25 protein-coding genes and 1 tRNA gene are annotated in these 23,451 nt (G+C 67.2%); 17 read left to right on the plus strand and 9 right to left on the minus strand.

Going from position 1 to position 23,451, the window contains the following annotated elements; translation table 11 throughout:
* Nucleotides 1–31 precede the first annotated feature (31 nt).
* From ACI8UR_RS01995 to ACI8UR_RS02060, 14 genes are all read left to right on the plus strand, one after another.
* Nucleotides 32–502 carry a hypothetical protein gene (locus ACI8UR_RS01995; protein WP_415087501.1) on the plus strand — a complete coding sequence of 157 codons (471 nt, stop codon included), beginning with the start codon at nt 32–34 and terminating at the stop codon, nt 500–502.
* Nucleotides 459–2,249: an ATPase, T2SS/T4P/T4SS family gene (locus tag ACI8UR_RS02000; RefSeq protein WP_411714029.1), complete on the plus strand. Its 1,791-nt coding sequence runs from the start codon at nt 459–461 to the stop codon at nt 2,247–2,249. The genes ACI8UR_RS01995 and ACI8UR_RS02000 overlap by 44 nt, the downstream gene beginning before the upstream one ends.
* Nucleotides 2,240–3,913: a type II secretion system F family protein gene (locus ACI8UR_RS02005; protein ID WP_411714028.1), complete on the plus strand. Its 1,674-nt coding sequence runs from the start codon at nt 2,240–2,242 to the stop codon at nt 3,911–3,913. Before ACI8UR_RS02000 ends, ACI8UR_RS02005 begins: the two co-directional genes overlap by 10 nt.
* Before the next feature lie 23 nt (nt 3,914–3,936).
* On the plus strand, nt 3,937–4,404 hold the full coding sequence (locus ACI8UR_RS02010; protein WP_411714027.1) for a hypothetical protein: 468 nt from the start codon (nt 3,937–3,939) through the stop codon (nt 4,402–4,404).
* 16 nt (nt 4,405–4,420) lie between these two features.
* Nucleotides 4,421–4,783 carry a hypothetical protein gene (locus tag ACI8UR_RS02015; RefSeq protein WP_411714026.1) on the plus strand — a complete coding sequence of 121 codons (363 nt, stop codon included), beginning with the start codon at nt 4,421–4,423 and terminating at the stop codon, nt 4,781–4,783.
* A complete protein-coding gene (locus ACI8UR_RS02020) occupies nt 4,768–5,544 on the plus strand; it encodes a hypothetical protein (RefSeq protein ID WP_415087502.1) in 777 nt (258 codons plus the stop codon). Before ACI8UR_RS02015 ends, ACI8UR_RS02020 begins: the two co-directional genes overlap by 16 nt.
* Nucleotides 5,532–8,450 carry a hypothetical protein gene (locus ACI8UR_RS02025; protein WP_411714255.1) on the plus strand — a complete coding sequence of 973 codons (2,919 nt, stop codon included), beginning with the start codon at nt 5,532–5,534 and terminating at the stop codon, nt 8,448–8,450. The genes ACI8UR_RS02020 and ACI8UR_RS02025 overlap by 13 nt, the downstream gene beginning before the upstream one ends.
* A 49-nt stretch (nt 8,451–8,499) precedes the next feature.
* Complete coding sequence (locus ACI8UR_RS02030) at nt 8,500–8,925, plus strand: DUF5791 family protein (RefSeq protein ID WP_411714254.1); 426 nt, start codon at nt 8,500–8,502, stop codon at nt 8,923–8,925.
* Nucleotides 8,922–9,809, plus strand: coding sequence for an SDR family oxidoreductase (locus ACI8UR_RS02035; RefSeq protein ID WP_411714253.1), 888 nt, complete (start codon nt 8,922–8,924; stop codon nt 9,807–9,809). The genes ACI8UR_RS02030 and ACI8UR_RS02035 overlap by 4 nt, the downstream gene beginning before the upstream one ends.
* Nucleotides 9,810–9,932: 123 nt before the next feature.
* Complete coding sequence (locus ACI8UR_RS02040) at nt 9,933–11,024, plus strand: aldo/keto reductase (protein WP_411714252.1); 1,092 nt, start codon at nt 9,933–9,935, stop codon at nt 11,022–11,024.
* 105 nt (nt 11,025–11,129) lie between these two features.
* A complete protein-coding gene (locus ACI8UR_RS02045) occupies nt 11,130–12,332 on the plus strand; it encodes an MFS transporter (RefSeq protein WP_411714251.1) in 1,203 nt (400 codons plus the stop codon).
* A 58-nt stretch (nt 12,333–12,390) separates the two neighbouring features.
* The gene (locus tag ACI8UR_RS02050; protein WP_411714250.1) at nt 12,391–13,521 is read left to right on the plus strand and encodes a glycosyl transferase family 2; all 1,131 of its coding nucleotides are present in this window, start codon (nt 12,391–12,393) and stop codon (nt 13,519–13,521) included.
* Between the two features lie 23 nt (nt 13,522–13,544).
* A complete protein-coding gene (locus tag ACI8UR_RS02055; protein ID WP_411714249.1) occupies nt 13,545–14,006 on the plus strand; it encodes a hypothetical protein in 462 nt (153 codons plus the stop codon).
* A gap of 24 nt (nt 14,007–14,030) precedes the next feature.
* Nucleotides 14,031–14,630: an NUDIX hydrolase gene (locus tag ACI8UR_RS02060; RefSeq protein WP_411714248.1), complete on the plus strand. Its 600-nt coding sequence runs from the start codon at nt 14,031–14,033 to the stop codon at nt 14,628–14,630.
* 10 nt (nt 14,631–14,640) lie between these two features.
* Here ACI8UR_RS02060 and rtcA read toward each other — a convergent pair whose 3' ends face one another.
* From rtcA to ACI8UR_RS02080, 4 genes are all read right to left on the minus strand, one after another.
* The gene (rtcA, locus tag ACI8UR_RS02065; protein ID WP_411714247.1) at nt 14,641–15,642 is read right to left on the minus strand and encodes an RNA 3'-terminal phosphate cyclase; all 1,002 of its coding nucleotides are present in this window, start codon (nt 15,640–15,642) and stop codon (nt 14,641–14,643) included.
* Nucleotides 15,643–15,684: 42 nt separating this feature from the next.
* A complete protein-coding gene (locus ACI8UR_RS02070; protein ID WP_411714246.1) occupies nt 15,685–17,043 on the minus strand; it encodes a cytochrome P450 in 1,359 nt (452 codons plus the stop codon).
* Nucleotides 17,044–17,165: 122 nt separating this feature from the next.
* Complete coding sequence (locus ACI8UR_RS02075; RefSeq protein ID WP_411714245.1) at nt 17,166–17,705, minus strand: hypothetical protein; 540 nt, start codon at nt 17,703–17,705, stop codon at nt 17,166–17,168.
* Nucleotides 17,702–18,466: an AAA family ATPase gene (locus ACI8UR_RS02080; protein ID WP_411714244.1), complete on the minus strand. Its 765-nt coding sequence runs from the start codon at nt 18,464–18,466 to the stop codon at nt 17,702–17,704. The genes ACI8UR_RS02075 and ACI8UR_RS02080 overlap by 4 nt, the downstream gene beginning before the upstream one ends.
* Nucleotides 18,467–18,586: 120 nt before the next feature.
* On the opposite strand from ACI8UR_RS02080, the gene ACI8UR_RS02085 reads away from it, so the two are divergent.
* Nucleotides 18,587–18,727 (plus strand): hypothetical protein, encoded by a 141-nt coding sequence (locus ACI8UR_RS02085; protein ID WP_411714243.1) that lies wholly within the window; start codon nt 18,587–18,589, stop codon nt 18,725–18,727.
* Between the two features lie 23 nt (nt 18,728–18,750).
* Here the strand turns inward: ACI8UR_RS02085 and ACI8UR_RS02090 are convergent, their stop codons facing one another.
* Complete coding sequence (locus ACI8UR_RS02090) at nt 18,751–18,990, minus strand: PLDc N-terminal domain-containing protein (protein WP_411714242.1); 240 nt, start codon at nt 18,988–18,990, stop codon at nt 18,751–18,753.
* A 62-nt stretch (nt 18,991–19,052) separates the two neighbouring features.
* Nucleotides 19,053–19,715, minus strand: coding sequence for a hypothetical protein (locus ACI8UR_RS02095; RefSeq protein WP_411714241.1), 663 nt, complete (start codon nt 19,713–19,715; stop codon nt 19,053–19,055).
* Nucleotides 19,716–19,849: 134 nt separating this feature from the next.
* Between ACI8UR_RS02095 and ncsA the strand changes: the two genes are divergently transcribed.
* A complete protein-coding gene (ncsA, locus tag ACI8UR_RS02100) occupies nt 19,850–20,833 on the plus strand; it encodes a tRNA 2-thiolation protein NcsA (RefSeq protein WP_411714240.1) in 984 nt (327 codons plus the stop codon).
* A 140-nt stretch (nt 20,834–20,973) separates the two neighbouring features.
* Here the strand turns inward: ncsA and ftsZ are convergent, their stop codons facing one another.
* From ftsZ to ACI8UR_RS02115, 3 genes are all read right to left on the minus strand, one after another.
* Nucleotides 20,974–22,179 carry a cell division protein FtsZ gene (gene ftsZ, locus ACI8UR_RS02105; protein ID WP_411714239.1) on the minus strand — a complete coding sequence of 402 codons (1,206 nt, stop codon included), beginning with the start codon at nt 22,177–22,179 and terminating at the stop codon, nt 20,974–20,976.
* A 3-nt stretch (nt 22,180–22,182) separates the two neighbouring features.
* Nucleotides 22,183–22,356: a ribbon-helix-helix domain-containing protein gene (locus ACI8UR_RS02110; RefSeq protein ID WP_411714238.1), complete on the minus strand. Its 174-nt coding sequence runs from the start codon at nt 22,354–22,356 to the stop codon at nt 22,183–22,185.
* Between the two features lie 233 nt (nt 22,357–22,589).
* A complete protein-coding gene (locus ACI8UR_RS02115) occupies nt 22,590–23,150 on the minus strand; it encodes a double zinc ribbon domain-containing protein (RefSeq protein WP_411714237.1) in 561 nt (186 codons plus the stop codon).
* Nucleotides 23,151–23,302: 152 nt separating this feature from the next.
* Between ACI8UR_RS02115 and ACI8UR_RS02120 the strand changes: the two genes are divergently transcribed.
* Nucleotides 23,303–23,376 (plus strand) — tRNA-Tyr (locus ACI8UR_RS02120).
* The last annotated feature ends 75 nt before the right edge of the window (nt 23,377–23,451 follow it).

Consider the following 23,451-nt stretch of genomic DNA (forward strand, 5'->3'; position numbering starts at 1 on the left):
GCCCGGGCACGTGCTTCGTCTCGTCCTCGCCGTGGTACTCGCGACGGCGCTTCTCGGCGCCAGTCTGCCGGCAGCAGAGCACGCCGAACGCGAGCGGAACACGGAACTCGCGACAGCAGAACTGGAGAGAGTCGCAACCGAAGCCGCCCGACTGGCGGCCCAGAACGACCCTATCGAATCCAGATACGCGCCCGCGAGGACAGTCATCGAGGTTGCCGTGCCACAGCCGACGCTGACCGACGGTGGACGACTCATCATTGAGTGTGACCGCCTCGTCTGGCAGCCGGTCGACGGCCGCAACCGAACCGTCGATAGCGATGTTCCGATTCACGTCGCCTCGCCGGTTCGGATTTCGGATCGAACACGGCTTCGGTTGTCGTTCGTCCGTATCGGCGGGCAAGCCGTGGTTCACGTCGAACGGGCGAGGGTTGAAAAGCGAAGCCGGAACCAGACGGCCCGTGCTCGAAGGATTGCTGCGTTCCGACGCCGAGTGCCGGTGTGAGGCGGAGTTCGAGGCAGATCACCTCCGCGTGGACAGCACCGACTGTGCCGGCGACGGACGGCTGGCCGAGAACCCGGCGTGTCGGGCAACCGTCGTGGAGGCGCTCGAAGCCCGCGATGCCGACATCGTTCACACCCGCTCATCCGGCTTCGAGCGCGTCTACGAGGACGGCGCCGCCGGGCTACTCGTCGCTGCCGGCCGCTTCGCTGCCGCGACGGCGTTCCACGACGGCGCGCTCGCAGAGCGGGCCCGGAGCGATCCACTCGGCGCCGCCCGAGTCGCGAGCGGCCGTGGTGACCCGCTGGCTCGAGTTGCCGCCGAGACCGGCTTGGCCTCGTTTCTCGGTGCCGAGTACGGAACCGCGTTGCGCCCGCACGTCGGCCCGACACTGGCTCGCTCGCGTGTCGCGGCACGACCGCCCGAGAACGCAACACTGCTCGACCGGCAGGAGCTCGACACGGGCGCTGTCGTCCGCCGGTACGGCACCGACGCCATGGACACCTTCCATCTCGTCCCGGTCGAACACCGGTTCGATCCTGCCGAAACAGCGACGCTCGCGGACGCCTACGAGCGGCTGGCCAGCGGTGCCGTCTCCGGAGGCGACCGGGCACCGGGCCGTGCCGTCCGCTCCGTCGCACCCTCGGGCGCGCCCGTCGAAACGCTCGTCGCCGCGCTCGAAAAGCACACGCGCGGCCTCGGCGTCATCGAGGATTGCTTCGCCGACCCGGCGGTCACCGACGTGTTCGCGACCGCGCCGGTCGCGGAGAATCTACTGCGCGTCCGCCGTGACGGCGAGACGCTCCGGACGAACGTCCGGCTCACCGACGAGGGCGCTGCCGCGCTCGCATCCCGGTTCCGTCGAGCCAGCGGCCGGGCCTTCTCGCGAGCGAGTCCGACGCTCGCAGCCACAGCCACGGCGGGCGACCGGCGGGTTCGCGTGGCCGGCGTAACCGACCCTGTCAGCGACGGCGTCGGCTTCACGTTCCGGGCCCACGATGAGTCGGCGTTCCGGCTGACCGACCTCGTGGCGAACGGGACGCTGTCCCCCGAGCCAGCCGGCTTTCTGTCGGTCGCAGTCGAGCGGGGCGCCGCCGTCCTGGTGGCTGGCGCCCGCGGTGCTGGCAAGACGACGCTTCTCGGCGCGCTGCTGTGGGAGCTGGCTCCGACCGTTCGGACGGTCGTCATCGAGGATACACCGGAGCTGCCGGTCGAGGAGCTCCAATCGGCGGGGCGAGACGTCCAGCCGCTCCGGGTCACGACCGACGACGGCGCCTCGATAACGCCGACCGAGGCGCTCCGAACCGCGCTCCGGCTCGGTGACGGTGCGCTCGTCGTCGGCGAAGTCCGGGGTGAGGAAGCGCAGGCGCTCTATGAGGCGATGCGCATCGGTGCCGCCGACGGAGCCGTCCTCGGCACCATTCACGGAGGGGGTGGTGACTCCGTTCGCGAGCGCGTCGTTACCGACCTCGGCGTTCCCGAAAGCGCGTTCGCCGACACCGACCTCGTTGTTACGCTCGAAGCATACGACAGCGAAGACGGACGAAAGCGGCGTCTTCGCTCCATCGAGTCGGTCACTCGAACGTCGTCCGGCGTCAGCTTCGAACCACTCCTCGACGCCGAACAGCGGACGCTCGACCTCCACGAAAGCCGACTGCCGGGTGCGCTGGCCGACCCGACGGAAACCGCCGCGGACGCTCGCGACGTGATCGAGTGTCGTATCGAAGCCTTCCAAGAGCGATGTGGGTAGGTAGGCTGCTCGCACGACTCTCGCCGCGTGACTCCGTCCCCGAATCGCTTCGAACGGTGTCGCCGTTTCTCGACAGCGACCCCTTGCTGTTGGCGAAAGCGGCGGACAGTGTCGGCATCGGTTTCGTGTGTGTCCTCAGTGCGATGGGTGTTCTGGTCGGTCGACCGTCGCTCCTGCTCGTCGCCGTCGGCGCGGGCTACGGTGCGACGGTTGCTGTACGCGGCGCTGCCGTTGCGGTGGCGAACGCCCGACAGAGCCGAGCACTCGGGGCTGCTCCGGCGCTCGTCAGCCGTGCCGTCCTCCGGACGCGAATCGAGCCGACTGCTGAGGCCGCAGCGGATTTCGCGGCCGGTTCCGGTGGACGACTCGGCGACCGCCTCGCCGAACACGTCAGGCGGGCACGCGGGACGCCACGATCCGGGCTGGGCACGTTCGCGGACGCGTGGCGCGAGGTGTTCCCCGCGCTGCATCGGTCGGTGACGCTGGTCGCCGCCGCGGCCGCCGCCCCGCCCGGCGAGCGCGACCGAGCACTCGACCGGGCGATGGACGCGATTCTCGATGGCACGCGAACCCGTGCGGTCGACGCAGCCGAATCGCTTCGCGGGCCCGCGACGGCCATCTACGCGTTCGGGGTGCTCCTGCCACTTGCGCTTGTCAGCGTGGTTCCAGCCGCCGGCGCCGCCGGCGTCGCCGCGACGCTACCGGCCATCGTCGTCATCTACGACCTCGTATTACCCGTTGGGCTACTGTGCGCCGGTGGCTGGCTCCTCGCGAATCGCCCGGTCGTGTTCCCTCCGGCGAGCATCGATAGCGCCCGGAAACGCCACCGGGCCGTGCCGCTCGCCGTTGGTGGGGTCGCTGGCACCTGTGGCTGGCTTTTGGCTGGCCTCATGGTACCGTCGTGGACGCGGCCGCTCGCGGCGCTTGGGATCGGCGTCGGCACGGCGCTGATCAGCCACTATCGCCCCATCGTCACCGTTCGGAAACGGGCCGACGAACTCGACGCCGCGCTTCCGGACGCACTCTATCTCGTCGGTCGGCGCGTCGCCGACGGCGTCGCGGTCGAACGCGCCGTCGCGGAGACGGCAACGGAGCTCGACGGCGTCGCCGGCACTGCCTTTGAGTCGGCCGCGAGACGCCAGCGGCACCTTCGCGTCGGCGTCGAAACAGCGTTTAACGGCGAGCACGGCGCGTTCGAATCGATGCCGAGTCGACGAGCCGAAAGCGTGGGACGACTGCTCGGCGTCGCGGCCGAATCCGGGCCCCCGGCTGGACGGGCACTCATCGAGACAGCCGACCATCTGGACAGCCTCCGCCGCGTCGAGGAAGAGGCCCGCCGTGACCTCGGGCGCGTGACCGCGACGCTGGGGAACACAGCTGCATTCTTCGCCCCGCTCGTCGGCGGCGCGACCGTTGCGCTTGCCGACAACGTCGGCACCGTGAGTACGCTCGGCGGGAGCGCACCCGAAACGGCGGGGTTGGGCACCGCCATCGGCGTCTACGTCCTCCTCTTGGCCGCGATACTCACGGTACTTTCGACCGGGCTCTCACGGGGCCTCGACCGCGCCACCGTCGGCTATCGAACCGGCGCAGCGCTGTGTGCAGCCACCGCCACGTATCTCGTCGCGTTCGCTGCCACCGGGATGGCTGCCGGGGGTTTATAACCCAAACCGCGACCAGGAGCCGTATGTTCGACATCCCGCTCGATGCGTTGTACGTTTGGCTCGGGCTCACCGTCGTCAGCGGGGCGGCGTTCGGCGTTGCGAGTGCGGTTCCAGCCGCGCCACCGCCAGACGCGAGCGGCGCAGCCGAAACGGTCGATAGCGTCGCAGCGAGTCGATACGGCTCGGTCGGATCGCATCCACTCTCGGCTGCCGACGCTGTCCGCATCGGCCGCGATACGGTATCGCTCCGCGGCCCCGGCGAGACGACCCACGCGACGCTTGGATACGGCCCAGTGACGCCGGCGACCACCAACGAGCGGTTGCTGGCCGTCCTCCACGGCGAACCACCGGAACGCGTCTTCGCGACGGCCGAAGCCTTCGAGCGCGCCGTCGAGTCGGCGCGAGCGGCCGACCCACGGTGGCACCGAACCGACCGACTCCTCGTCCGCCGGATTTCATGGGAGGAAACCGATGTCGTCCTCGTCGGGTAGGGGGCAAACCGAACCAGTGGCCGCGCTGGTCGCCGTCTTCGCTGTCGGCATGGGGTTGTCGCTGTATATCGGCGCCGTCGACGCGACGCTGCCGGCGCACTCGTCTGACCGGAACCTGGCGCCGACTGCAGCCGATCGGCTCATCGCGGAAACGTCGACACTCGGTGCGGTCGTTCCACCGCTCGAGACGGCGGCTACGGCCAGCCGCCCGACCGCCCACGAACTCAATGCGACACTTGATGCCGGCGACGAGGGCTGGGTCGTCGGGCCACCGGCACCGCGGTCGGCCGAGTGCGAACACCGACGCGTCAGCGTCCGCGTCGCTCCGGGCCGGATTCGGCCCGGTTGGCTGGAGGTGTGTGTATGGCGCGCGGCGTGAGCACAGTGCTCGACGTCACTGTGTGTCTGCTGCTCATCAGCGCCGCCGTCGCCACGCTTGCGGCCGTGTCCCCAGCGGATGGGGGCGACCAATCCCCGAGCGCGGACGCGACCGCAGCGAGACTCGCGACCGTGACGGCCGCGGTGCCAACGGCGGACGGACGGCTACAACACGACACGCTGGCTGGCCATCTCGCGACCGCAGCCGTCGAAAACACAGCACAGCCCACCGCCGAGTATCAACGGAACACGAGAAACGAGACGGTCGCACACGTCGACAACCGGACGTTCGTCACCGTGGTGTGGGAACCGTTCCGGAACGCGTCGGTCAGCAGTCGTTTCACGCTCGGGGCGGAGCCGCCGGAGCACGTCGATGTTGCTGTGACGACGCTGACCGTCGACATGGGGGTTCGGCCCCCGGAACGCCGGTCGTCGTTCACTGCGCTTGCCGATGCGCTCGCGGGCGCGTACGTCGACCGGCTGTTTCCGCCCGAGCGGACACGAGCAGCGCTTGTGGATTCACGAGCGGCGCCGTGGGCAATCTCCCGGTACCGGACGGCGACGACGAAGCTCGGCCTCGGTATCGACGTGGCTGACCCAATTACGGCGGCGAATGCACGTCGAGCCAACCGCATCCTTGCGAGCGCCCTCGCGGCCCGGTTCGAGCAGTCGCTTCGCGCAGAGTATCGAACGCCGGAGGCGGCCGCAGCCAACGTGACGACCGACGAGGTTCGCATCGTGGTTCGGCGGTGGGAGCCGTGAACGACCGCGCTCGCGTTCCGTTCGCGCTCGTCGGCGTGGTGCTTCTGATATCTAGCACGACGCTCGCGGCGACGGTCGGTACCCACGCCCCGCCGGGCAAGCCCGCTGCCGACCGAGCGGTCGACGGTGCGACGGCGGAACTGGCGACCGCCCTCCGCGGGGCGGCCGACGAAGCGGCGACGGACGCCGCGACAGCGCCCGTCACCACTCGGGCAAATACGACCGCAGGGCGCGCACTGAACGAGAGCCAACCGTTCCGGGACGCACTTCGACTGCGCATCTACCTTCGCGCGCGAGCCCGCCTCGGCGAGATCGCCGTTCGACGTGGTGGCGTTACCGTGACTGCCTCGTTGCCGGCCATTGAACCGACAACGGAGGGATATCGAACTGCCATCGAGCGCGTTCGAGTCGAGCGAGCTGGCAGCGATGGCGCCGCGCTCCGGGTCGAGCTGGATGGCGTCGAGCTGATAGCAGCCGACGGGAACCGAATCATCGCAACGGCCGAGCGCTCCCCCTCGTTCGTTATCGCCAACCCGTCCCTGCTGTTGCACGACCGAACAGCGCGGTTCGAGACGCGGGCGAACGCACCGGCCACGAGGCCGGGCACTGGGCGGCGGCTTACCGCACGGCTCTATCCGCTCGTCTGGACGCGCGGCTACGCCCAGTACGGCGGCGCACCCGTCAGTAACGTCCTCGCGACGCGACACGTGGAGGTGGCGACGAACGATGCGCTCCTCGCTGAGCAGCGGGCGGTGTTCGGAGCGGTCGACCCGGCGGGCCGACGCGGGATGGCAGCCGCCGGTCGACGAGTCGCCGTAACCGACGCGTTAGCCGCAGTTGGTGGTGAGAAGGCACGAACCGACGACGTGCTGGAGGCTGCGAACGGCCTCGATGCGGCACAGCCCGCACACGAGCCCGTCGGCGCACGGCGGAGGCAGACGCCAGCACCGGAACTACGCGTCGGCATCAACGCCTCCGCCGACCGGGCGCTCGCAGATCTCGTCGGCATCGATAGCGAAGACGACCTCTCGCGACTCATCGAACGCGTCCAGACGGTCGAGGCACGCGTCCACGTCGAGCGCGAACACCGCGGTAGCACCCAGCGGGGCGACGACAGCGCTGGCAGCGGCTGGGAGCGAACCGGGGTAACCACGACCAGTCGCGTCGAACTCCGGAGGGCCGACGGGACGCCACCGAAACCCGACGGCTGGAAGACGCGCGAGAGCGCGACCTTCGATGCAACTATAACGGAGACGACGACCCGAACGTGGCGACGGGGCAACGAGACGCGAACGACGACTGCCACCGTCGAACGGCGCTCGCGCATACGCGTCGCCGTACAGGCTCGCACGCTCCCGGTCGACGGTGCGCCGGCGGGGGCACTCGATGGCCGACTGGCCAACGCGACGGAGCGAGCGACGCGACGTGCAACACAGTCGGCTGGCGGTCTTCGAGGCGCTGCTCGAACGGCGGCCAGCGGACAGACGACAGCTGAGGCAGCGAGAGCGACCGCGACAGCACAGCACACGACCGACCGCGCACGGCTGGAATCGCGTCTTCGCCGCCTCCACCAGCACGTTCGAAACGTTTCGGTGACCGTCTCGGCACCAGCGGCCGGCGGTGGTCGTGCGAATCCGCCGGCTCTGCTCCGAGACGAGCTGGCCGACACACGCGAGGGGTTTCGAAGCGACGCAGGAACCACGCCCCAGCATCGAGCGAGACTCGCCGCCGAAGCCGCGTATCTCGACGCTGTCGAGACGCGGCTCGAAACGCGAGCTGACCGGCACGTCGAGACCAACGCTGGCATCGATGACGCGACTGCGGAATACCTCGACAACGACCGGCTCGACGGTGCGCTCGCAGCACACCGCCAAGCGAGTCAGCCGACGGCTGAATCGTACACCGACCCCGCAGGGAACCTCTCGCTTGCGGTCGACACTGCGCCGGCGTATCTGCCGACCGGTAGCGTGCAGCGCGACCGCATCGATGTCCGCGGCGGCGGCTCGATACGCCCGCTATCGACACGCAACGTCAACGTCTTCGTGACCCCTCACGGGCGGATTGCCAAATCACTCGTCAATCGAATCCCGTTCATCGGCGGCGACCGCGTCGCGCTTTCGACGGCCGCGGAAACGCTCGCAGCGATGGATACATCCGTGCCCAAGGAGCGACGGCGGCCACTGAAACGTGCGGTCGCCGCATCGGCGGCCCACGTCCGCGGCGAGTTGCTGGCCGCGATGGTCGATTCGGGCATCTCCGAACAGGCCGCCAGGCAGTCACTGGAAACCGACGCCACGACCGCTGACGCTGCGCTGGCACTGGCGAACGGAACGGTGGTCGACGAAGCGGTCAACTCGACTGATGCGGATGGCGTCGAGCGCGAACGCCTTCGACTTCGGCTGGAGACCACGCTCGACGACGCGCTCCGGGATGACGCTGCCCGACCGCCACGACGCCCGACGACGGCTGCCGCTGCTGCGGCACGCAGGTCGTATCGCAAGCAGCTTGAAACCCTGGCTTCGGACGGCATCCAGTCAGCCGAGGAGCGCGCCCGACGGCGTGCGCTCGGGAAACGAATGGGGTCGCTCCCGGCCGGCCTCCCCATCGCCCCTGTTCCTGGGTACTGGTATGCAACGGCGAACGTCTGGTATGTCAGTGTCGGGGGCACGTACGAGCGGTTCGCGGTTCGGGCCAATCGCGGCGGCCCGGCCGGAGCGACGACGTATCTTCGGGATGGCCGGGCAGCGTGGGTTCATCACGACGGCGAGCGGCGGCGTCTCGGGACGGCCACACGCGTCTCCTTTCGCACCGAAACGGCCGTGGTGGTCGTCGTGCCGCCGGGGCGCAGCGGCGTCGGCGATACGAACGGCGTTCCCGACGAGCGGTCATCGGGGTGGCCACCGTGACGGCAGCGACCCCGAACCGTACTTCAATCGGGAGGCCAAAGCGGGGGGTATGATTCACGAGGTCACCGAAAATCCCCACGAGTACACGCCGGCAGAGCTGCGCGAGCTGTACGAGGCCGAGCTCAGAGCGGCCATCGACGCACACGGGATACAGGAGGTCGCGGACGCTTCGGGCGTCGAACGGGCGACGCTTCGAGAGCTCCGAGATGGCAGCGCGCCGGAACTGACGCTGGAAGAAGCGTCGGCCATCCTCGCGGTTCTGGAAGACAAGCCGGACGCCGAAACCATCGCCACGCTGGCTCGCGACGCGCTGTTGATGGGCATGACGACCGCCGTCCTCGACGTCGAGGCGGTCGAATCCGGCATCGGCGGGCAACTGGAAGCCCGCGAGATTCAATCGAAAGTCGAGGGACGGTTCCCGATAACGCTCGAGGAGTTCGCGCTCCTGCATCAGTACATCGAGTCAAAGAAATGAGGGTCGCCATCCTCGGCTGCGGCTACGTCGGCCTCGAACTCGCCCGCCAGCTCGACGACGACCACGACGTTGTCGGCGTGCGGCGTTCCGATGACGGCGTCGCGGCCGTCGAAGCGACGGGCGCTGAAGCGGTGCAGGCGGACGTAACGGACGCGGCTGCACTCGAATCAGTTCCGGACGTCGACGCGCTCGTCTTTGCGGCTTCCTCCGGTGGCCGCGGCGCCGATGCTGCCCGACGCGTCTACGTCGAGGGGCTGCGGACGGCCATCGAGACGTTCGGTGGACGCGAGGATAGCCCCGAAACGCTCGTCTACACCTCGAGTACGGGCGTGTACGGCGACCACGACGGCGGCTGGGTCGATGAGACGACGCCGCTCGACCCGACGACCGATAAGACGCGCGTCCTCGCTGAAGCCGAACGCGTCGCCCGCGAGGTGGCACCCGAACACGGTATCGACGGGGCTGTCGCTCGCTTCGCCGGGCTCTACGGCCCCGACCGCTACCGGCTCGAACGCTACATCGAGGGGCCGGTCACGGAGGGATATCTGAACATGATCCACCGCGACGACGCCGCCGGCGTGGTTCGGTTCATGCTCGAATCGACGGACGAGGAACTGCTGCTTGCCGTCGACGACGAGCCGGTCGATAAATGGGCGTTCGCCGACTGGCTGGCTGAAGAATGCGGCGTCAAGGCGCCCCCGAAACGGGCGAAAGCGGAACGGCTCGACGACGACAGCCTCTCGGAGGCGTCTCGCCGGCGCATCCTGACGAGCAAGCGCTGCTCGAACGACCGGCTCCGCGAGCTGGGCTATCCCTTCGAGTACCCGACGTATCGGGAGGGCTATCGAGCGGCTATCGGCGCCTACCGCGCTGACGAGAACTGATACGGATTGTTGCAGTCGGTTCCCGGCGAACGACGAGCCGTACCGGCCCTCGCTGGTAATTTGGTACGACAATCCGTATGAACGGACGCGGCGCTTTTGTGTCCGACACGTCTACGGATTGGCATGGCGACGAAATCGGCGACGTGGGCCTATCGCGACCGTTTTCACGAGTCGTTCGCACGCGCGTATTTCCGTCGGTTCGCGGACTGTCTGGTCTCCTCGGTCGGCGTCGGCACGTATCTCGGTGACGCGACCGACACCGCCGACGAGCGGTACCACGACGCCATCGTCGAGGCGCTGGAGAACGGCATCAACGTCGTCGATACGGCGGTGAACTACCGCCACCAGCGCTCCGAACGAACCGTCGGCCGGGCCATCGACGACGCCGACGTCGACCGCGAGGCCGTCATGCTCTCGACGAAGGGCGGCTTCGTCCCTTTCGACGGTGAGCGTCCGGCGGACGCCTCGGCGTACATCGAATCGGAGTTCCTCGACACCGGCCTCATCGACCGCGACGACCTCGTGATGGGCAACTGTCTCTCGCCCGATTTCCTTGGCTGGAGTCTCGACCGCTCGCTGGCGAATCTCGACGTCGAGACGGTTGACCTCTACTACGTCCACAATCCCGAGGCCCAACTGGCTCGGTTCGACCACGAGACGGTGTACGACAAGCTCGAAGACGCGTTCACGCGACTCGAAGAACGGGCGGCGGCGGGCGATATCCGACACTACGGCGTCGCGACCTGGGAGGCGTTCCGCGTGCCCGAAGACCACGAGAAGTACCTCTCGCTTTCGGAGGTCGTCGCTCGGGCCCAGGCGGCGTCCGACCGCGCTGGCACGAACGCAACCCACTTCCGGGCCCTCCAGTTGCCGTTCAACGTCCATATGGCCGACGGGTTCACGCTCGACGTGCACGAAGGGGCCGAAGAGCGACAGAGCGTCCTCCGGGTGGCCCACGAGGCGGGCCTCGACGTGTTCACGTCGGCGTCGATTCTGCAGGGCGACCTCGCAGAGCCGGGCGGGATTCCCGAGGCCGTCGACGCGAAACTGTCCGGTGACACGCCGGCCCAGCGAGCGATCAACTTCGCTCGCAGCGCCCCCGGTGTGACGTGCTCGCTCGTCGGGACTGGCACACCCGAACACGTCAGCGAGAACATCGCGGCTGGCACGTTCGAGCCGATGGGGGCGGACGCGTTCGACGCCGTGTTCGAGTAACGCGGCGCGAGCGACGCGAGCCCTGGTGAAATCCAGCACCCGCCCGACGCGGCGGAGTCGAACACAGTTCGATCCGTTGAAATCGCGGGGCCCCGAACCGCCACTGTGTCCCGCCGCGAACTGTTCGGGTCGCTCTGTGCGATGGTGTTTCTGGTCAACCTCGCACGGGTGGTCTTCGCGCCGCTCGTCCAGCCGGTGGCCGCCGATTTCGGCGTGACGGCCGCCTCGCTCGGCATCGTCACCAGCGCCGCCTGGATGGGCAGCGCCGCACCCCGGCTCCCGACCGGCTATCTGCTGACGCGAGTGCCCAGACGCTACGTCGTTGGAGCGACAGGGATGCTGCTCGTCGTCACCGCGGCGTTCACCGCGTTCGCCCAGTCGGTCACGCATCTCACAATCGGCGCGTTCCTGATGGGGCTCTCAAGCGGCATGTACTTCATCGCCGCAAACCCCCTCGTGAGCGAACTGTTCCCGGAGAGCGTCGGCCGCGCCATCGGCATCCACGGCATGGCGAGCCAACTGGCAGCGGTCACGGCGCCGCTTGCGGTCAGCGCCATCCTGCTGGTCGGCGACTGGCGAACGACGTTCCTCTGTATCGCCGGCGTCGCGGCAGCGGCGACCGCGTTCCTCGTGTGGGCGGCCCGCCGAACCGACCTCCCGGAAGCCGGCGGCGAAGACCGGAGCCTGCTCGCTGCTGCTCGCGCCCAGTGGCCCATCATCCTCACGGGCATCGCCTTCATCGGCGCCGCCGGCTTCCTCTGGAACGGCGTGTTCAACCTCTACGGCGACTATTTGGAGACGGTGAAAGGCATCGACCCCGCGACAGGGCGGGCGATGCTGTCGATGATGTTCGCCGCCGGTGTCCCCGCGTTCCTCGTCACCGGTCAACTCGCCGACCGCTTCCCGAACGTGCCGCTGCTTTTGAGCATCGTCGGTGGGTTCGTGGTGTGCGTCGTCGCGTTGACGCTGGCCGAGGGACTCATTGCCGTCGGCGCGGTCAGCCTCCTGCTCGGCTACGTCATCCACTCGCTGTTCCCGGCCGTCGACACCTATATGCTCGCCTCGTTGCCCGACAAACACCGCGCGAGCGCCTACGCGCTGTATTCCTCGACGATGATGTTCGTTCAGGCGCTCGGGTCGGGGTCGGTCGGCACGGCCGTCGCCCGCGGCGTCAGCTACACGGTCGTCTTCCAGGGACTTGCGGCCGCCGTCGGTGGTGTCGTCGTCGTCATGTTCGTTCTCTATCGGGCCGGGCGGCTCCCCGCCGGCGGCCGGCCGGAATCGCGGGCCAGCGAACCGGCCGCGTAACCCCGCACGGAATGCCGGAACGACGCCCTTTTTCGAGCCGTAGCCCGTCCATCCGGTAATGGAATACGTCCAGGAGCGGGTGACGACGCTCCACGATTTCGGTGACGCCGCGCCGTCGGCGCCGACCGACCGCGCCGCCGTCGTCGTTCCCATGACCGAGCGGGAACACGCCGGCCTCGCCGCCGAACGTGTCCTTTCGGCGCTGGAGGCTGTCGACCCAGCACGGGTCATCGTTCCGTTACGTGCCTCGGCGGAGCGCGTCGAGGCCGTCGCCGAGTGGCTCGCCGGGTTCGAGTTGCCGCTCGACGTGCTGTGGTGTGACGGCCCGAAACTCGGAAAGTTGCTTCACGACCACGGCCTCAACGGCACGCGCGGAAAGGGCCGCGACGTGTGGCTCGCGCTCGGCCTCGCCGCCGAACAGGAGTACGTCGTCGTCCACGACGCGGACGCGAAAACGTACGACGAACACCACGTCCCGAAGCTGCTCTATCCGCTGGCGAACGGCCGTGAGTTCTCGAAGGGGTACTACGCCCGCGTCGAGAACGGCCGGCTGTACGGGCGCCTCTTCCGGCTGTTCTACCGGCCGATGGTCGAGGCGCTTTCGGATGACGACGACGCGGCCATCCTCGAGTATCTCGGTGCGTTCCGGTACGCCCTGGCCGGCGAGTTCGCGATGCATGGCGACCTCGCCCGCGAGATGCGCATCCAGCGCGACTGGGGACTCGAGGTCGGCACGCTCGGGGAGGCGTTCCGCCTCGTCGGCGCGTCGGGCAGCGCACAGGTTGACCTCGGCGTCCACGAACACGACCACCGCTCCGTGTCGGGGCCGAGCGGCCTCGAAGACATGTCCGAGCAGGTCGCCGCGGCGCTGTTCCGCGCCGTCGAGGACAACGGCGGTGACCCCTCGTATGCGACGCTGGGACAACGCTACCGGTCGGCCGCCGAGCGGCTCATCGACGATTACGCGCTCGATGCGGCGTTCAACGGCCTCGAATACGACCGCACCGACGAACGCCAGCAGGTCGACACCTACGCCGAGGGCATCGCGCCGCCTGGCGAGGATACGCGACTGCCGGCGTGGCGCAACGCCCCTATCGAGCCGACCGATGTCGTTGCGGCCGCGGCTGACGACCTTCGGGCAGCGACCACGGAGGAGGAACCGCTCGGCGTGACGCCGGAAGGCTCTTGACCGAGGCTCTCGCTCCCGCAGATATGTTCACGCCCGACGACCTGGCCGGCATCGTCGACCTCTTCGGCGCGCTCACGCGCGGGGAGTTGGCCGAGGCCCTCTCCGAACTCGCCTACAGACAGGGGGCCGATGTCCCCGAGGACGCCATCGACGACGCCATCGATGCCTTCGCACTGGTCGCCTTCGAGCGTGGTGACGAAAGCGAGGAGCTGCTTGCGCCCGGCCCCGCAGCATTCCCGACGCTGCCTGACGGCGCCGAAGACCTCCCGCACATCCTCGACGTAGAGTCGCGGGGTATCGACCGCGCGGCCGTCGGGCGGGCGGCCGAAGAACGACTCCGAGTCGAAGCCGCACAGGCCGTCGCCGCCGGCGACACCGAGCGGGCCGACGAACTGCTCGACGTGAGCTACGACCTCGAAGCGTGGGGTGGCGTCGACCTCGGGAGCGTCCGGGAGCGACTCGACGCTGCCGATGGGACGAACTAAGAGCGCCCGGCCATTATGAGGGGTATGGACTGGGAGCGAGTGGCCGCACACGAGCCGGCCGAGGTGTCCGGGGCCGAGCGGGAGGCCGCCATCCTCGCGCCGGTCATCACTCGTTCCGACGACGAGGCGTTGCTGTTCACGAAACGGGCCGACCACCTCGGGGAACATCCCGGCCAGATGAGCTTCCCCGGCGGCGGCCGTGAGCCGAGCGACGACGACCTCGAAGCCACCGCGAAACGCGAGGGCTTCGAGGAGATCGGCCTCCGGCCCTCCGAGGTCGAAGTCGTTGGCCGCCTCGACGACATCCGCACGATAACCGAGTACGCCGTCCGGCCGTTCGTCGCGCGCGTCCCCGACCGCGAATACACCCCCGACGAGCGCGAGGTGGCCGAAATCGCCGTGCTCTCCTTGGACGACCTCATCGACCTCTCGAACTACGAATCCGAGCGCCGCGACCACCCACACTACGGCGAGATTCGACTCCACTTCTTCCACGTCGACGGCTACACCGTCTGGGGCGCCACGGGCCGGATGCTCGTGCAGTTTCTCCAGCTCGCGACCGACTGGGAGATGCCCGACGAGGTCGACCGCGTCGTCGACCCCGACGCCGAATATCCGGTGTGAGCGGGACTGCTTAACTCTCGATAATGATGCCGTCGTCGCGTTCCTCGATACTGATGTCGTAGCCGAACTGCTCGATGACCGTACGGTTCGTCTCCATGTGACTCGTCAGTTCTGGCGCGTAAACGGCATCGCCCGCGAGCGCTTGAAACACCATGAGCTGGTCGGCGAGATGGGAATCGACCGCGCCCGGCCCGTCGTGGAATTTCTGGAACGCCGCAGCCGCCTCCGCGGCCACCTCCTCGGAGGGCGTTCCTGCCGACCCGAGTGCTGCGAATCCCGCTCGGCTTCGCTCGTAGACGGCCGCCAGAACGACGACCGACCCCGTGCAGTCGGCCTCGACGTAGTTCGTCTCGGTGCCCATCGGGACGTCGATATCGGCGTTTTCGGCCGCCGCGGAAGCCTGCCGCTCGGCGACATCGGCGTCTTCGAGCGCCGCCTCTGCCGTCGAGTACACCTCGATGCGGCGGAGGTCGCCGCGCCCCTCGAACGCCAGCGGCGATAGCGAGGAGGGGGCAAGCGAGAGCGTCGTCTCGCCGCCGCCCAAGGGGTAGAAGCCGCGCTCGTCGACGGAGAGGGACGCCTCGAGGCCGGCCTCGGCGAGCAGCGGGAGTTTCACGTGCCGATGGTAGCCGACCGGCGGCGCCCATTTGACGTCCGTGCCCCCGGAGACGGTGACCGACGCGGGGTCATCGAGTGCCACCGCAAGCGGGAGGACGGTGTCGAGAACGAGCGCGACGCTGCCGGCGGTGCCGACGTCGACGGAGACGTCGGTAGCCTGCACCTCGTTCGGCTCGAACACGAGCGTCTCCGATTCCTGCTCGGCGCCCTCGACCGAGGCGCCGCAGAGTTCGGCTGCGGCGTCGATAGCGGCGAGGTGCTGCGGGCGAAGGCCGGGGGTCGAGCGGTTGCCGCGGACGTTCTCGATACGAATCGGCTCACCGGAGAGCGCCGAGAGCGAGATTGCCGTGCGGATGATCTGGCCGCCGCCCTCGGCGCCGTCGATTTCCTGCATTACTCGGAGTGCGACGCCGACGGCAACAAAAGTTCCGACCGCCTACGGCCACGGCTCCGAACGCATCTCGATGGGGTTGTCGGGTTCGAGGTTGATGCCGAAATCAGGGTCGACATCGGGCACCGTGCCGTCGGCGAACGTCCAGCGGCGCTCGGCGACGACCGCCGAGATGACGAGCGGCAACTCGAGCATTGCGAGCTCCCGGCCGGTGCACATGTGCGAGCCAGCCGAGAAGGGGAAGTAGGCGAACTCGTGGCGGTCGTCGCTTCGCTCGGGGCGGAAGCGGTCGGGGTCGAACGCCGACGGGCACTCCCAGAAGCGAGCGTCCCGGTGGGCGAGATACGGCGAGATGATGAGCGTCGCCGATTCGGGGATATCGTAGCCCCCGAGTTCGACCGGCTCGTCGGTCTCCCGGCCCATCAACGGCACCGACGGATAGAGCCGGAGCGTCTCCTTGACGACGCGGGTCGCCTCCTCGAGGTCGCCAATCGTTTCCAGCGACGGTGAATCGAGGTCGACGTCCCGAACCGACTCGTAAAGCCGGCGGTGCGCCGCGGGGTTCGAGGCGAGCAGATACCACGTCCACGTCAGCGCGGCGGCGATGGTGGTGTGGCCGGCGATGAGGAACGTGATGACCTCGTCGCGAACCTCCTCGTCGGTCATGGATTCGCCCGTCACCTCGTCCTCAGCGGTGAGCAGCAGCGACAGCAGGTCGGTTTCGGCGTCGGCGTCGCCGCGGCGCTCCTCGATGAGCTCTTCGGCCACCGTCCACAGCAAGTCCCGGGCCTCGTGGATGCGGCGGTTCTCGGGCGTCGGCATCCACAGCGGCGGCGACACCGGCGAGTAGTTACGCCGCTTGAAGCCGTTCCGGAGCGTCGTCAGCGCCTCGTAGATGTCGGGCTCACGCTCCTCGAGGTTGGTACTGAAAAGCGCCTGCCCGATGATTCTGAGCGCGATGCGTTTGGCCTCCCGGAGGAGTTCGAACTCCTCGCCGGGGTCGTGTTCGGCGGCGGCGCGTCGGGCCTCTCGAACGAAGAGGTCACAGAACCGCTCGACGCTCTGTTTGTGGAACATCGGCGTGATCATCCGCGTCTGTCGGAGCCAGTGGTCGCCGTCGCTCGTGACCAGCCCCTCGCCCATCACGACCTTGAAATCCTCGCGTGCGCGGGTCTCGTGGGCGCGGAACTTCGTCTGCTCGGTCAGGAGGACGGTGCGGATATCGTCGGGGTGACAGACGAGATAGCCGCTGCCACCGACGCTCGGATGATACGGGAACTTGACGACATCGCCGTAGTCCTCCCGGAGCGCGGTCGCTGACTGGAGCGGGTCGTTTCGGACGGCGTCCGGGAGCATCGCGACGATGTCGCGCTTTCCGGGACCGGGCGGCCCTGTGGAGCTCATAACAATGGACGTAGTCGGTCGAGCGCCATATGGCTTGTTAACAATACACAAGTATCTGGGGCGCGTATAATATGGGCCATCCCAAAGCGCCGCGAGCAGCAGGAGTTTGATGTATCTGGCTATCAGTCCCGGTCGATGGCGTCGTCGAAGCCCCACTCTTCGGCGCGCCGAGTCGCCTCCTGCCGTGCCGATTCTCGGATGTCTTCGACGGCTGCCTCGTTATCGAGGAACGCGGAGAGGGCGTCGCCGTCCGTCGTGTGGTCGTTCGTTGCTATCCTCCGGGTTCGCTCGGCCAGCGCTGAGTCACCGGCCAGTCGTTCCGCGGGCATGCCCGGCGGGATGCGGAGGGCATCGGCCGCGTGTGGCACGTCGAGGTCGGCCGCATCGAGCGCGTAGAGGTCGAACCGATGGGGGCCGGCGCCGATATCGGCCAGCGCTGGCGGCCCGCCGCGGTCGGTGCCGGCGTGGTAGGCGAGGGTGGGAACGCCGTCCTCGAACGTGAGGACGCCGCGCGCGTCGGCGGCGGTGTCGGTTTCACCGAGGAGCGCAGCGCGAGATTCCAGAACGGCGTAACCGTCGAGGCGGCGGTCGAGGACATCCTCAAGCGCGACCGCGAGATCGGTGACGACCCGCGAGCGCAAGATGTCGCCGTCCGGTATCATGGCGGGTCGGGGATGACCGCGGTTCGGAACCGCTCGGCGACGGCGTCCTCGTCGCCGTCACGGGGAGCCAGCCCATCAGCAGCCTCCCGATAGGCGGCCGCGGCAGGCGAGTCAGGGGCGTGCGCGAGGAGGGGTTCACCGGCCGAGCGGGCAGCCCGCACCGCGTCGCTTTCCGGCACCGTCGCGAGCAGCGGCCCCTCGAAGTAGCGGTCGGCCTTCTCGGCGGCATTCGTGACGTCGCCTTGCACGCGATTGAAGATCGTCCCGGCAATGTCGGAGCCGTACGACAGCGCGTACTCCTGAACTTTCAGCCCGTCCGAGACGGCGGGGATGGTCGGCTGGAGGACGACCACGACGCGGTCGGCCAACACGATGGGGAGGACGGCGCTTTTCGAGCCGAGCGTCGCCGGCGAGTCGAGCAACAGCACGTCGGTGTCGGCCGCGAGTTCGGCGACGGCCGCACGCAGTCGCTCGGGGTCGGCCGACTCGAAGGCCGCAAGCGAGGTGCCGCAGGGAACGACCGACATCCCGAACCGCTCGTAGGTGGCCGCCTCGACGGGGGCTCCCCCCTCGACGAGGACGTCGTGAAGCGTCGTCTCGACGTCTGCGAGACCGGCGTGAAACAGGAGGTTCGCCATCCCGGTGTCGGCGTCGACGACGGTCACGTCGTACTCGTCGGCCAGCGCCATCCCGAGTGCAAGCGTGCTCGTCGTCTTGCCGGTGCCGCCTTTCCCGGAGGCAACCGCGAACGCTTCGACCATTTGCTTTCGAGTGCTTCGTTTCCGTACCTAAAAGTTGGGATAGCCGGCTGGCAAGGATTGCCGTAACTTTGACTAACAATCATTAAGGTTTAAGACCGTGTAGAATCTGGTACAAGACAGATGACCCGAGACGAAATCGAGCCGCTCGTTCCCGTCATGCCCACCGAAGACGAAACCGACACCATCCGCGCCGACGGAGGCCGTCGCAAACGCTACGACGCCGGCGAAGTAGACGCCCCGCTCGTTTCCGACCTTCGGTAACGCGGCTCGATTTCTCCCGTTCGTTAGTAATCGTCACCGAGCAGCAGGTACAGCACGAGGCCGAGCAATGGCGCGAGGAACACGATAATCGCCCACAGCAGGGCGTTGTCGCTACCCTTCGACTTCGCGTCCGTGTACACCCAGTACGGGAGAACGATGGCGAAGATGACGAACAGAAGCAGGCCGAGCAGGAACGCACCGCCGGCCTGTGCGGGGACGATCGGAATGCTACTCGCTGTCACAATGGTGTGGAGGGCTCCCATGGCGACGCAATCGGATACTATCGGCAAACGCTTTTCGGTGAGGAAAGTGACGCAGGCCGCCGTTACACGACGTCGCCGCGAACCGTGACGCCGTCCTGGTTCTCGTGGTACGCTTTGAGCTCGGCTGCGGCCTCGCTGGCCTCGGCCTCGTCCATGCCGAGCATCTCCAGGGAGGCCGAAAGCGTCGGGAAGACGAACTCGCCGGTTTCGAGCTTCCGGAACGCCTCCTCGCTCGTCTGCCCACCCTCGTCCGAGTCCACCCACAGACAGGCCGCGCGAGGGTCGAGCAACTGCGTGTAATCGTCACGGGCACGGGCACCCTTGAGCCGCTGGGTGACGTTGTTCTCAAAGCCCGTGTTACACACCTCCAGATGGATGGGTTCGGCATCGTCAAGCAGGTGTGCGGCGAGGCATTTCTCGGGGGCTACGTGACCGTTCGCGTTGGCGCGGACGTACTCCGGGTGCTCGTCGGCCCAGGCTGCCGAGACGGTCTTGCCGACGCCGGCGACGCCGAGGCGCTCTTTGAACGCCGGCTCGCGGTCGGGGGCGTCCTTGAACAGCAGGTCTTTCGTCAGATACACGTCCAGACGGTCGACCGGATCCATCCCGAGCACGATGTCGCCGTACACCCACACCTCTCGAACCGGGACGGGAATCGGCTCGGATGTGACTGTCTCGACGATATCGCGCAGGCGGTCGACGGCCTCCGCACGGCTGAAACTCATTGACGTCAGTAGCGGGGCAGCGCCGAAAACAGTTTCTCGTCGCGTTGGGGGCCTGCACCTGGATGCCGCTGGGCTGAGGCAGCGGATCTCTCGAGTCGAAACCGGTATGCCGCCGTATCGGCAATCGTCAGGTAATGGAGTGTGACAAATGCGGCCGCGAGGCCGTCATGCACGCCGCCTACTCGGGGATGCATATGTGCGAGACGCACTTTCGGGAATCCGTCGACACCCGGGTGCGCAAGCGCATCCGCGAGGATAGCATGCTCGCACCCGACACCAGGCCCGACAACCCCGAGACGTGGCTCATCGGCCTGTCCGGCGGCAAGGACAGCGTCGTCCTCACACAGATTCTCCACGAGACGTTCGCCGACGACCCCCGCATCGAGCTGGTCGCACTCACCATCCACGAGGGCATCGAGGGCTACCGCGACGCCTCACTCGACGCCTGCATCGAGTTGACCGACGACCTCGACATCGAACACGAGGTCGTCAGCTACGCCGACGAGTACGGCATCGAGATGGACGACGTCGCCGCCGACGACCCGTTGAACATGGCCCCCTGTGCGTACTGCGGCGTGTTCCGCCGCGATGCGCTTGCGGGATACGCCCAGGAGTACGACGCCGACAAACTCCTGACCGGCCACAATCTCGATGACGAGGCTCAGACCGCGATGATGAACCTCCTTTCGGGCGATATCAAACAGGTCGCGAAACACTTCGACGCCTCGCTGGGTGACTTCGAGGAGCGAGAGGTCGGCGACGCCCCCTTCGTTCCCCGAGCCAAACCACTGCGGGACATCCCCGAAAAGGAGGTCGCCCTCTATGCGCACCTGCGTGACCTCCCGACGCACATGGCGGAGTGTCCCCACGCCAGCGAGGCGTACCGTGGCGAACTTCGCGACCACCTCCACGAACTCGAGGAGAACCACCCGGGGACGCGTCACTCCATCATGTCCGGCTACGAGGAGCTGGCGAGGCTGGCTGCCGAAGCCTACCGCAACGGCGACGGTGCCCGTGGCGAATGTGAACGCTGTGGCGCGCCGACGAAAAACGACGTCTGCCGGAAATGTGACCTCCTCGATGCCGTCGGGGGCACCCCCGCCGAATCCGTCGAGTGACGGCACCGCCGCGGAAACAGCACCGTCAGCCGAGCGTCATACGCGTCGTTTTACGCAACACCTATCAGATTAGATAGATTGACAAAAGCAGCCGCTAATCGCACAGCAGCGCCACAAAAATAACCACTCGGGATTTTGACTTATCGGATCACGTCAAGCCCGTTGTTCTTCTCTTCCGCCGACCGGCCGCCGTCAGTCTCGCCGCGACTGAAGCTGCTGGAGCGGCTGGTGCCCGTCTGCTCGGGCGGCGTCGAGGCGAAGTCGTCCTCGTCGTCGACGCCCTCGATGGCCTCACGGGAGGCATCGGCCTGCTTCTGCGTCGTCGGGCCGAGGATTTGGGCCGACTGGACACCCGTCATGATGGCCATGACGCGCACCTTGCCCTTGTACTCGTCCTGGATGCGAGCGCCCCAGATGACGTTCGCGGAGGCTTCGAGCCGTTCCGTGATGTTCTGGGCGATGCCCTCGGCCTCTTTCAGCGTGAGGTCTGGGCCGCCAGTGATGTGCACCAGCCCGCCGGACGCGCCCCGGTAGTCGACATCCAAAAGCGGATGGTTCATCGCGTCGCTGACCACCTCTTTGGTCTTGTTCTTGTCCTGGGTCTCGCCGACGAGCATCACCGCGACGCCGCCCTGATTCATGATCGACGTCATGTCGGCGTAGTCGAGGTTGATGAGGGACGGCTGCGTGATGGTCTCGGAGATGCCCTTCACCGTCTCGGCGATGATCTGATCCATCACCGAGAACGCCTTGCCGATCGGCAGGTTCGGGACGTAATCGAGCAGGCGGTTGTTGTCGAGGACGATGATGGAGTCCGCTTCGTTGCGGAGTTTCTCCAGGCCTTCCTCGGCTTTCACCGTCCGGGCACGCTCGACGTTGAACGGCGTCGAGACCATGCCGACGACGATGGCGCCTTGCTCTTTGGCGATCTTCGAGACGACCGGAGCCGCACCGGTACCGGTGCCGCCACCCATGCCCGCCGTCACGAACACGAGGTCTGCCTCACCGAGAACCTCCTTGATGGTACCCTGCGCCATCTCCGTGGCGCGTTCGCCCATCGAGGGGTCGCCACCGGCACCGAGCCCCTGCGTGAGCGATTTACCCACGAGGATTTTGGTGTCGGCCTCGATCATCTGCAGGTGCTGCTTGTCGGTGTTGATGGCGATCGTTTCGGCGCCATCGACGCCGATGTTGTACAGTCGGTTGACAGTGTTGTTACCGGCACCGCCGGCGCCGACGATGACGATGCGGGGGTCGCCGAAACCGCTCCCGTCACCGGCGTCGGCGTCCATCTCACGCGACTCTTTCTCCGCGTTTTCGAGCGCGGAGTTGACGATATCCTGCATCGTCTACACCTTGGCCCACGGGCGGTTGCTGTCCCGTGTTTCGCCGTCTTGTTCATTCAACATCTCGCGCACGGCTGAGCGAATCGCCTCGCTCCGATTCGGGTACTCTCCCGTATCGACCATGCGTTCGACCTCTTCGATCTGCTGCTTCGGAATCCGTAGTGTCACACGCTCCATTTTTGATCTTCCCCTTTGTCTGTGGTAAGACGGCGTTGCACACGCGAATCGTTTCGCGTTTACACCGGGAAACCGCGCCGCAGCGACCGTGTATGTACGTTGGCCGCCCAGGTGTAAGACGCACCGTCTTACGCAGACGTATCCACAGAAGGAGAATACTTAAACTTTTGGAAGGGTGTAAGACAGAACCGTAAGAAGCCCGTTTACGAGCCTATCGGCGCTGTTTTCGGCGTTTACGAATCACCGAGAACGTCCGCTGCGGGGGTGCGACGACCGCAGCTCGGGCAGAATCCCCAGTCCGATCGGATCTCATCGCCGCATTCACAGAACACTCTGTGTGACGTTTTCTCGCCGCAGTTCGAGCAGTAAACGGCAGACTGCGGCAGGTCTTCGCCGCATTGTTTACACGATTCGTGTGCGTCGTCGCCCCCCGTCTCCGGCTCGCGCGCGGTTGTCTTACGCTCCTCGTCGGCCTCGTGTGACACAGCCGTAGAATCGCCATCAAGCGAGATGTTTACGTTCACGTCCTGGGGCTCACGCGGCGCAAACGTCCCCTCCAGCCGGTCGGCGAGGACGGCGTCCACGCGCTCGGCGATGAGGTCGTCGAGCGAATCCTCGGCCGAGGCGGCGCCCGTCTCCGCGTTTACGGCGCTCTTGGCACCGTTTACGGAGGATTGGCCGTCCTCGTCGAGGTATTCCCGGAGCGCCTCACGCATGACCTCGCTTTTCGAGGCGTCGAACTCCTCGAGTTGGCGAATGAGGTCATCGTCCGCCCGGAACGTTATCTTGCTCATTACTCGTCAGACCGTTGTGTGTGACAGTATTTCAATCTTCCCGCCATGTCTGACAGGTGTCCGTCAGACGACCGACGGCGTGTGCCACGGCCACACCGCCGCCGGAGGTCAAAACCGTTAAGTCCCGGAGTCATCTCCTAATAGATGCGCGCCCGCCCTTAGCTCAGACTGGTAGAGCAGTCGACTGTAGATCGACTTGCCCCCCGTTCAAATCGGGGAGGGCGGACTTCTCTGATTCTGACCGTGAGCGAAGCGAACCGTCAGAATCGAAAACGTCCAACCGAGCCGATTTGAACATGGG

It is taken from the genome of Natronomonas sp. (assembly GCF_047616845.1).
GTDB lineage: Archaea > Halobacteriota > Halobacteria > Halobacteriales > Haloarculaceae > Natronomonas.

What these genes read in the sequence shown, in the direction of transcription:
- ACI8UR_RS02005 (WP_411714028.1), top strand. Translation starts at nt 2,240, where the DNA reads ATGTGGGTAGGTAGGCTGCTCGCACGACTCTCGCCGCGTGACTCCGTC.
- ACI8UR_RS02010 (WP_411714027.1), top strand. Translation starts at nt 3,937, where the DNA reads ATGTTCGACATCCCGCTCGATGCGTTGTACGTTTGGCTCGGGCTCACC.
- ACI8UR_RS02020 (WP_415087502.1), top strand. Translation starts at nt 4,768, where the DNA reads ATGGCGCGCGGCGTGAGCACAGTGCTCGACGTCACTGTGTGTCTGCTG.
- ACI8UR_RS02030 (WP_411714254.1), top strand. Translation starts at nt 8,500, where the DNA reads ATGATTCACGAGGTCACCGAAAATCCCCACGAGTACACGCCGGCAGAG.
- ACI8UR_RS02035 (WP_411714253.1), top strand. Translation starts at nt 8,922, where the DNA reads ATGAGGGTCGCCATCCTCGGCTGCGGCTACGTCGGCCTCGAACTCGCC.
- ACI8UR_RS02040 (WP_411714252.1), top strand. Translation starts at nt 9,933, where the DNA reads ATGGCGACGAAATCGGCGACGTGGGCCTATCGCGACCGTTTTCACGAG.
- ACI8UR_RS02050 (WP_411714250.1), top strand. Translation starts at nt 12,391, where the DNA reads ATGGAATACGTCCAGGAGCGGGTGACGACGCTCCACGATTTCGGTGAC.
- ACI8UR_RS02055 (WP_411714249.1), top strand. Translation starts at nt 13,545, where the DNA reads ATGTTCACGCCCGACGACCTGGCCGGCATCGTCGACCTCTTCGGCGCG.
- ACI8UR_RS02060 (WP_411714248.1), top strand. Translation starts at nt 14,031, where the DNA reads ATGGACTGGGAGCGAGTGGCCGCACACGAGCCGGCCGAGGTGTCCGGG.
- rtcA (WP_411714247.1), bottom strand. Translation starts at nt 15,642, where the DNA reads ATGCAGGAAATCGACGGCGCCGAGGGCGGCGGCCAGATCATCCGCACG.
- ACI8UR_RS02070 (WP_411714246.1), bottom strand. Translation starts at nt 17,043, where the DNA reads ATGAGCTCCACAGGGCCGCCCGGTCCCGGAAAGCGCGACATCGTCGCG.
- ACI8UR_RS02075 (WP_411714245.1), bottom strand. Translation starts at nt 17,705, where the DNA reads ATGATACCGGACGGCGACATCTTGCGCTCGCGGGTCGTCACCGATCTC.
- ACI8UR_RS02080 (WP_411714244.1), bottom strand. Translation starts at nt 18,466, where the DNA reads ATGGTCGAAGCGTTCGCGGTTGCCTCCGGGAAAGGCGGCACCGGCAAG.
- ACI8UR_RS02085 (WP_411714243.1), top strand. Translation starts at nt 18,587, where the DNA reads ATGACCCGAGACGAAATCGAGCCGCTCGTTCCCGTCATGCCCACCGAA.
- ACI8UR_RS02090 (WP_411714242.1), bottom strand. Translation starts at nt 18,990, where the DNA reads ATGGGAGCCCTCCACACCATTGTGACAGCGAGTAGCATTCCGATCGTC.
- ACI8UR_RS02095 (WP_411714241.1), bottom strand. Translation starts at nt 19,715, where the DNA reads ATGAGTTTCAGCCGTGCGGAGGCCGTCGACCGCCTGCGCGATATCGTC.
- ncsA (WP_411714240.1), top strand. Translation starts at nt 19,850, where the DNA reads ATGGAGTGTGACAAATGCGGCCGCGAGGCCGTCATGCACGCCGCCTAC.
- ftsZ (WP_411714239.1), bottom strand. Translation starts at nt 22,179, where the DNA reads ATGCAGGATATCGTCAACTCCGCGCTCGAAAACGCGGAGAAAGAGTCG.
- ACI8UR_RS02110 (WP_411714238.1), bottom strand. Translation starts at nt 22,356, where the DNA reads ATGGAGCGTGTGACACTACGGATTCCGAAGCAGCAGATCGAAGAGGTC.
- ACI8UR_RS02115 (WP_411714237.1), bottom strand. Translation starts at nt 23,150, where the DNA reads ATGAGCAAGATAACGTTCCGGGCGGACGATGACCTCATTCGCCAACTC.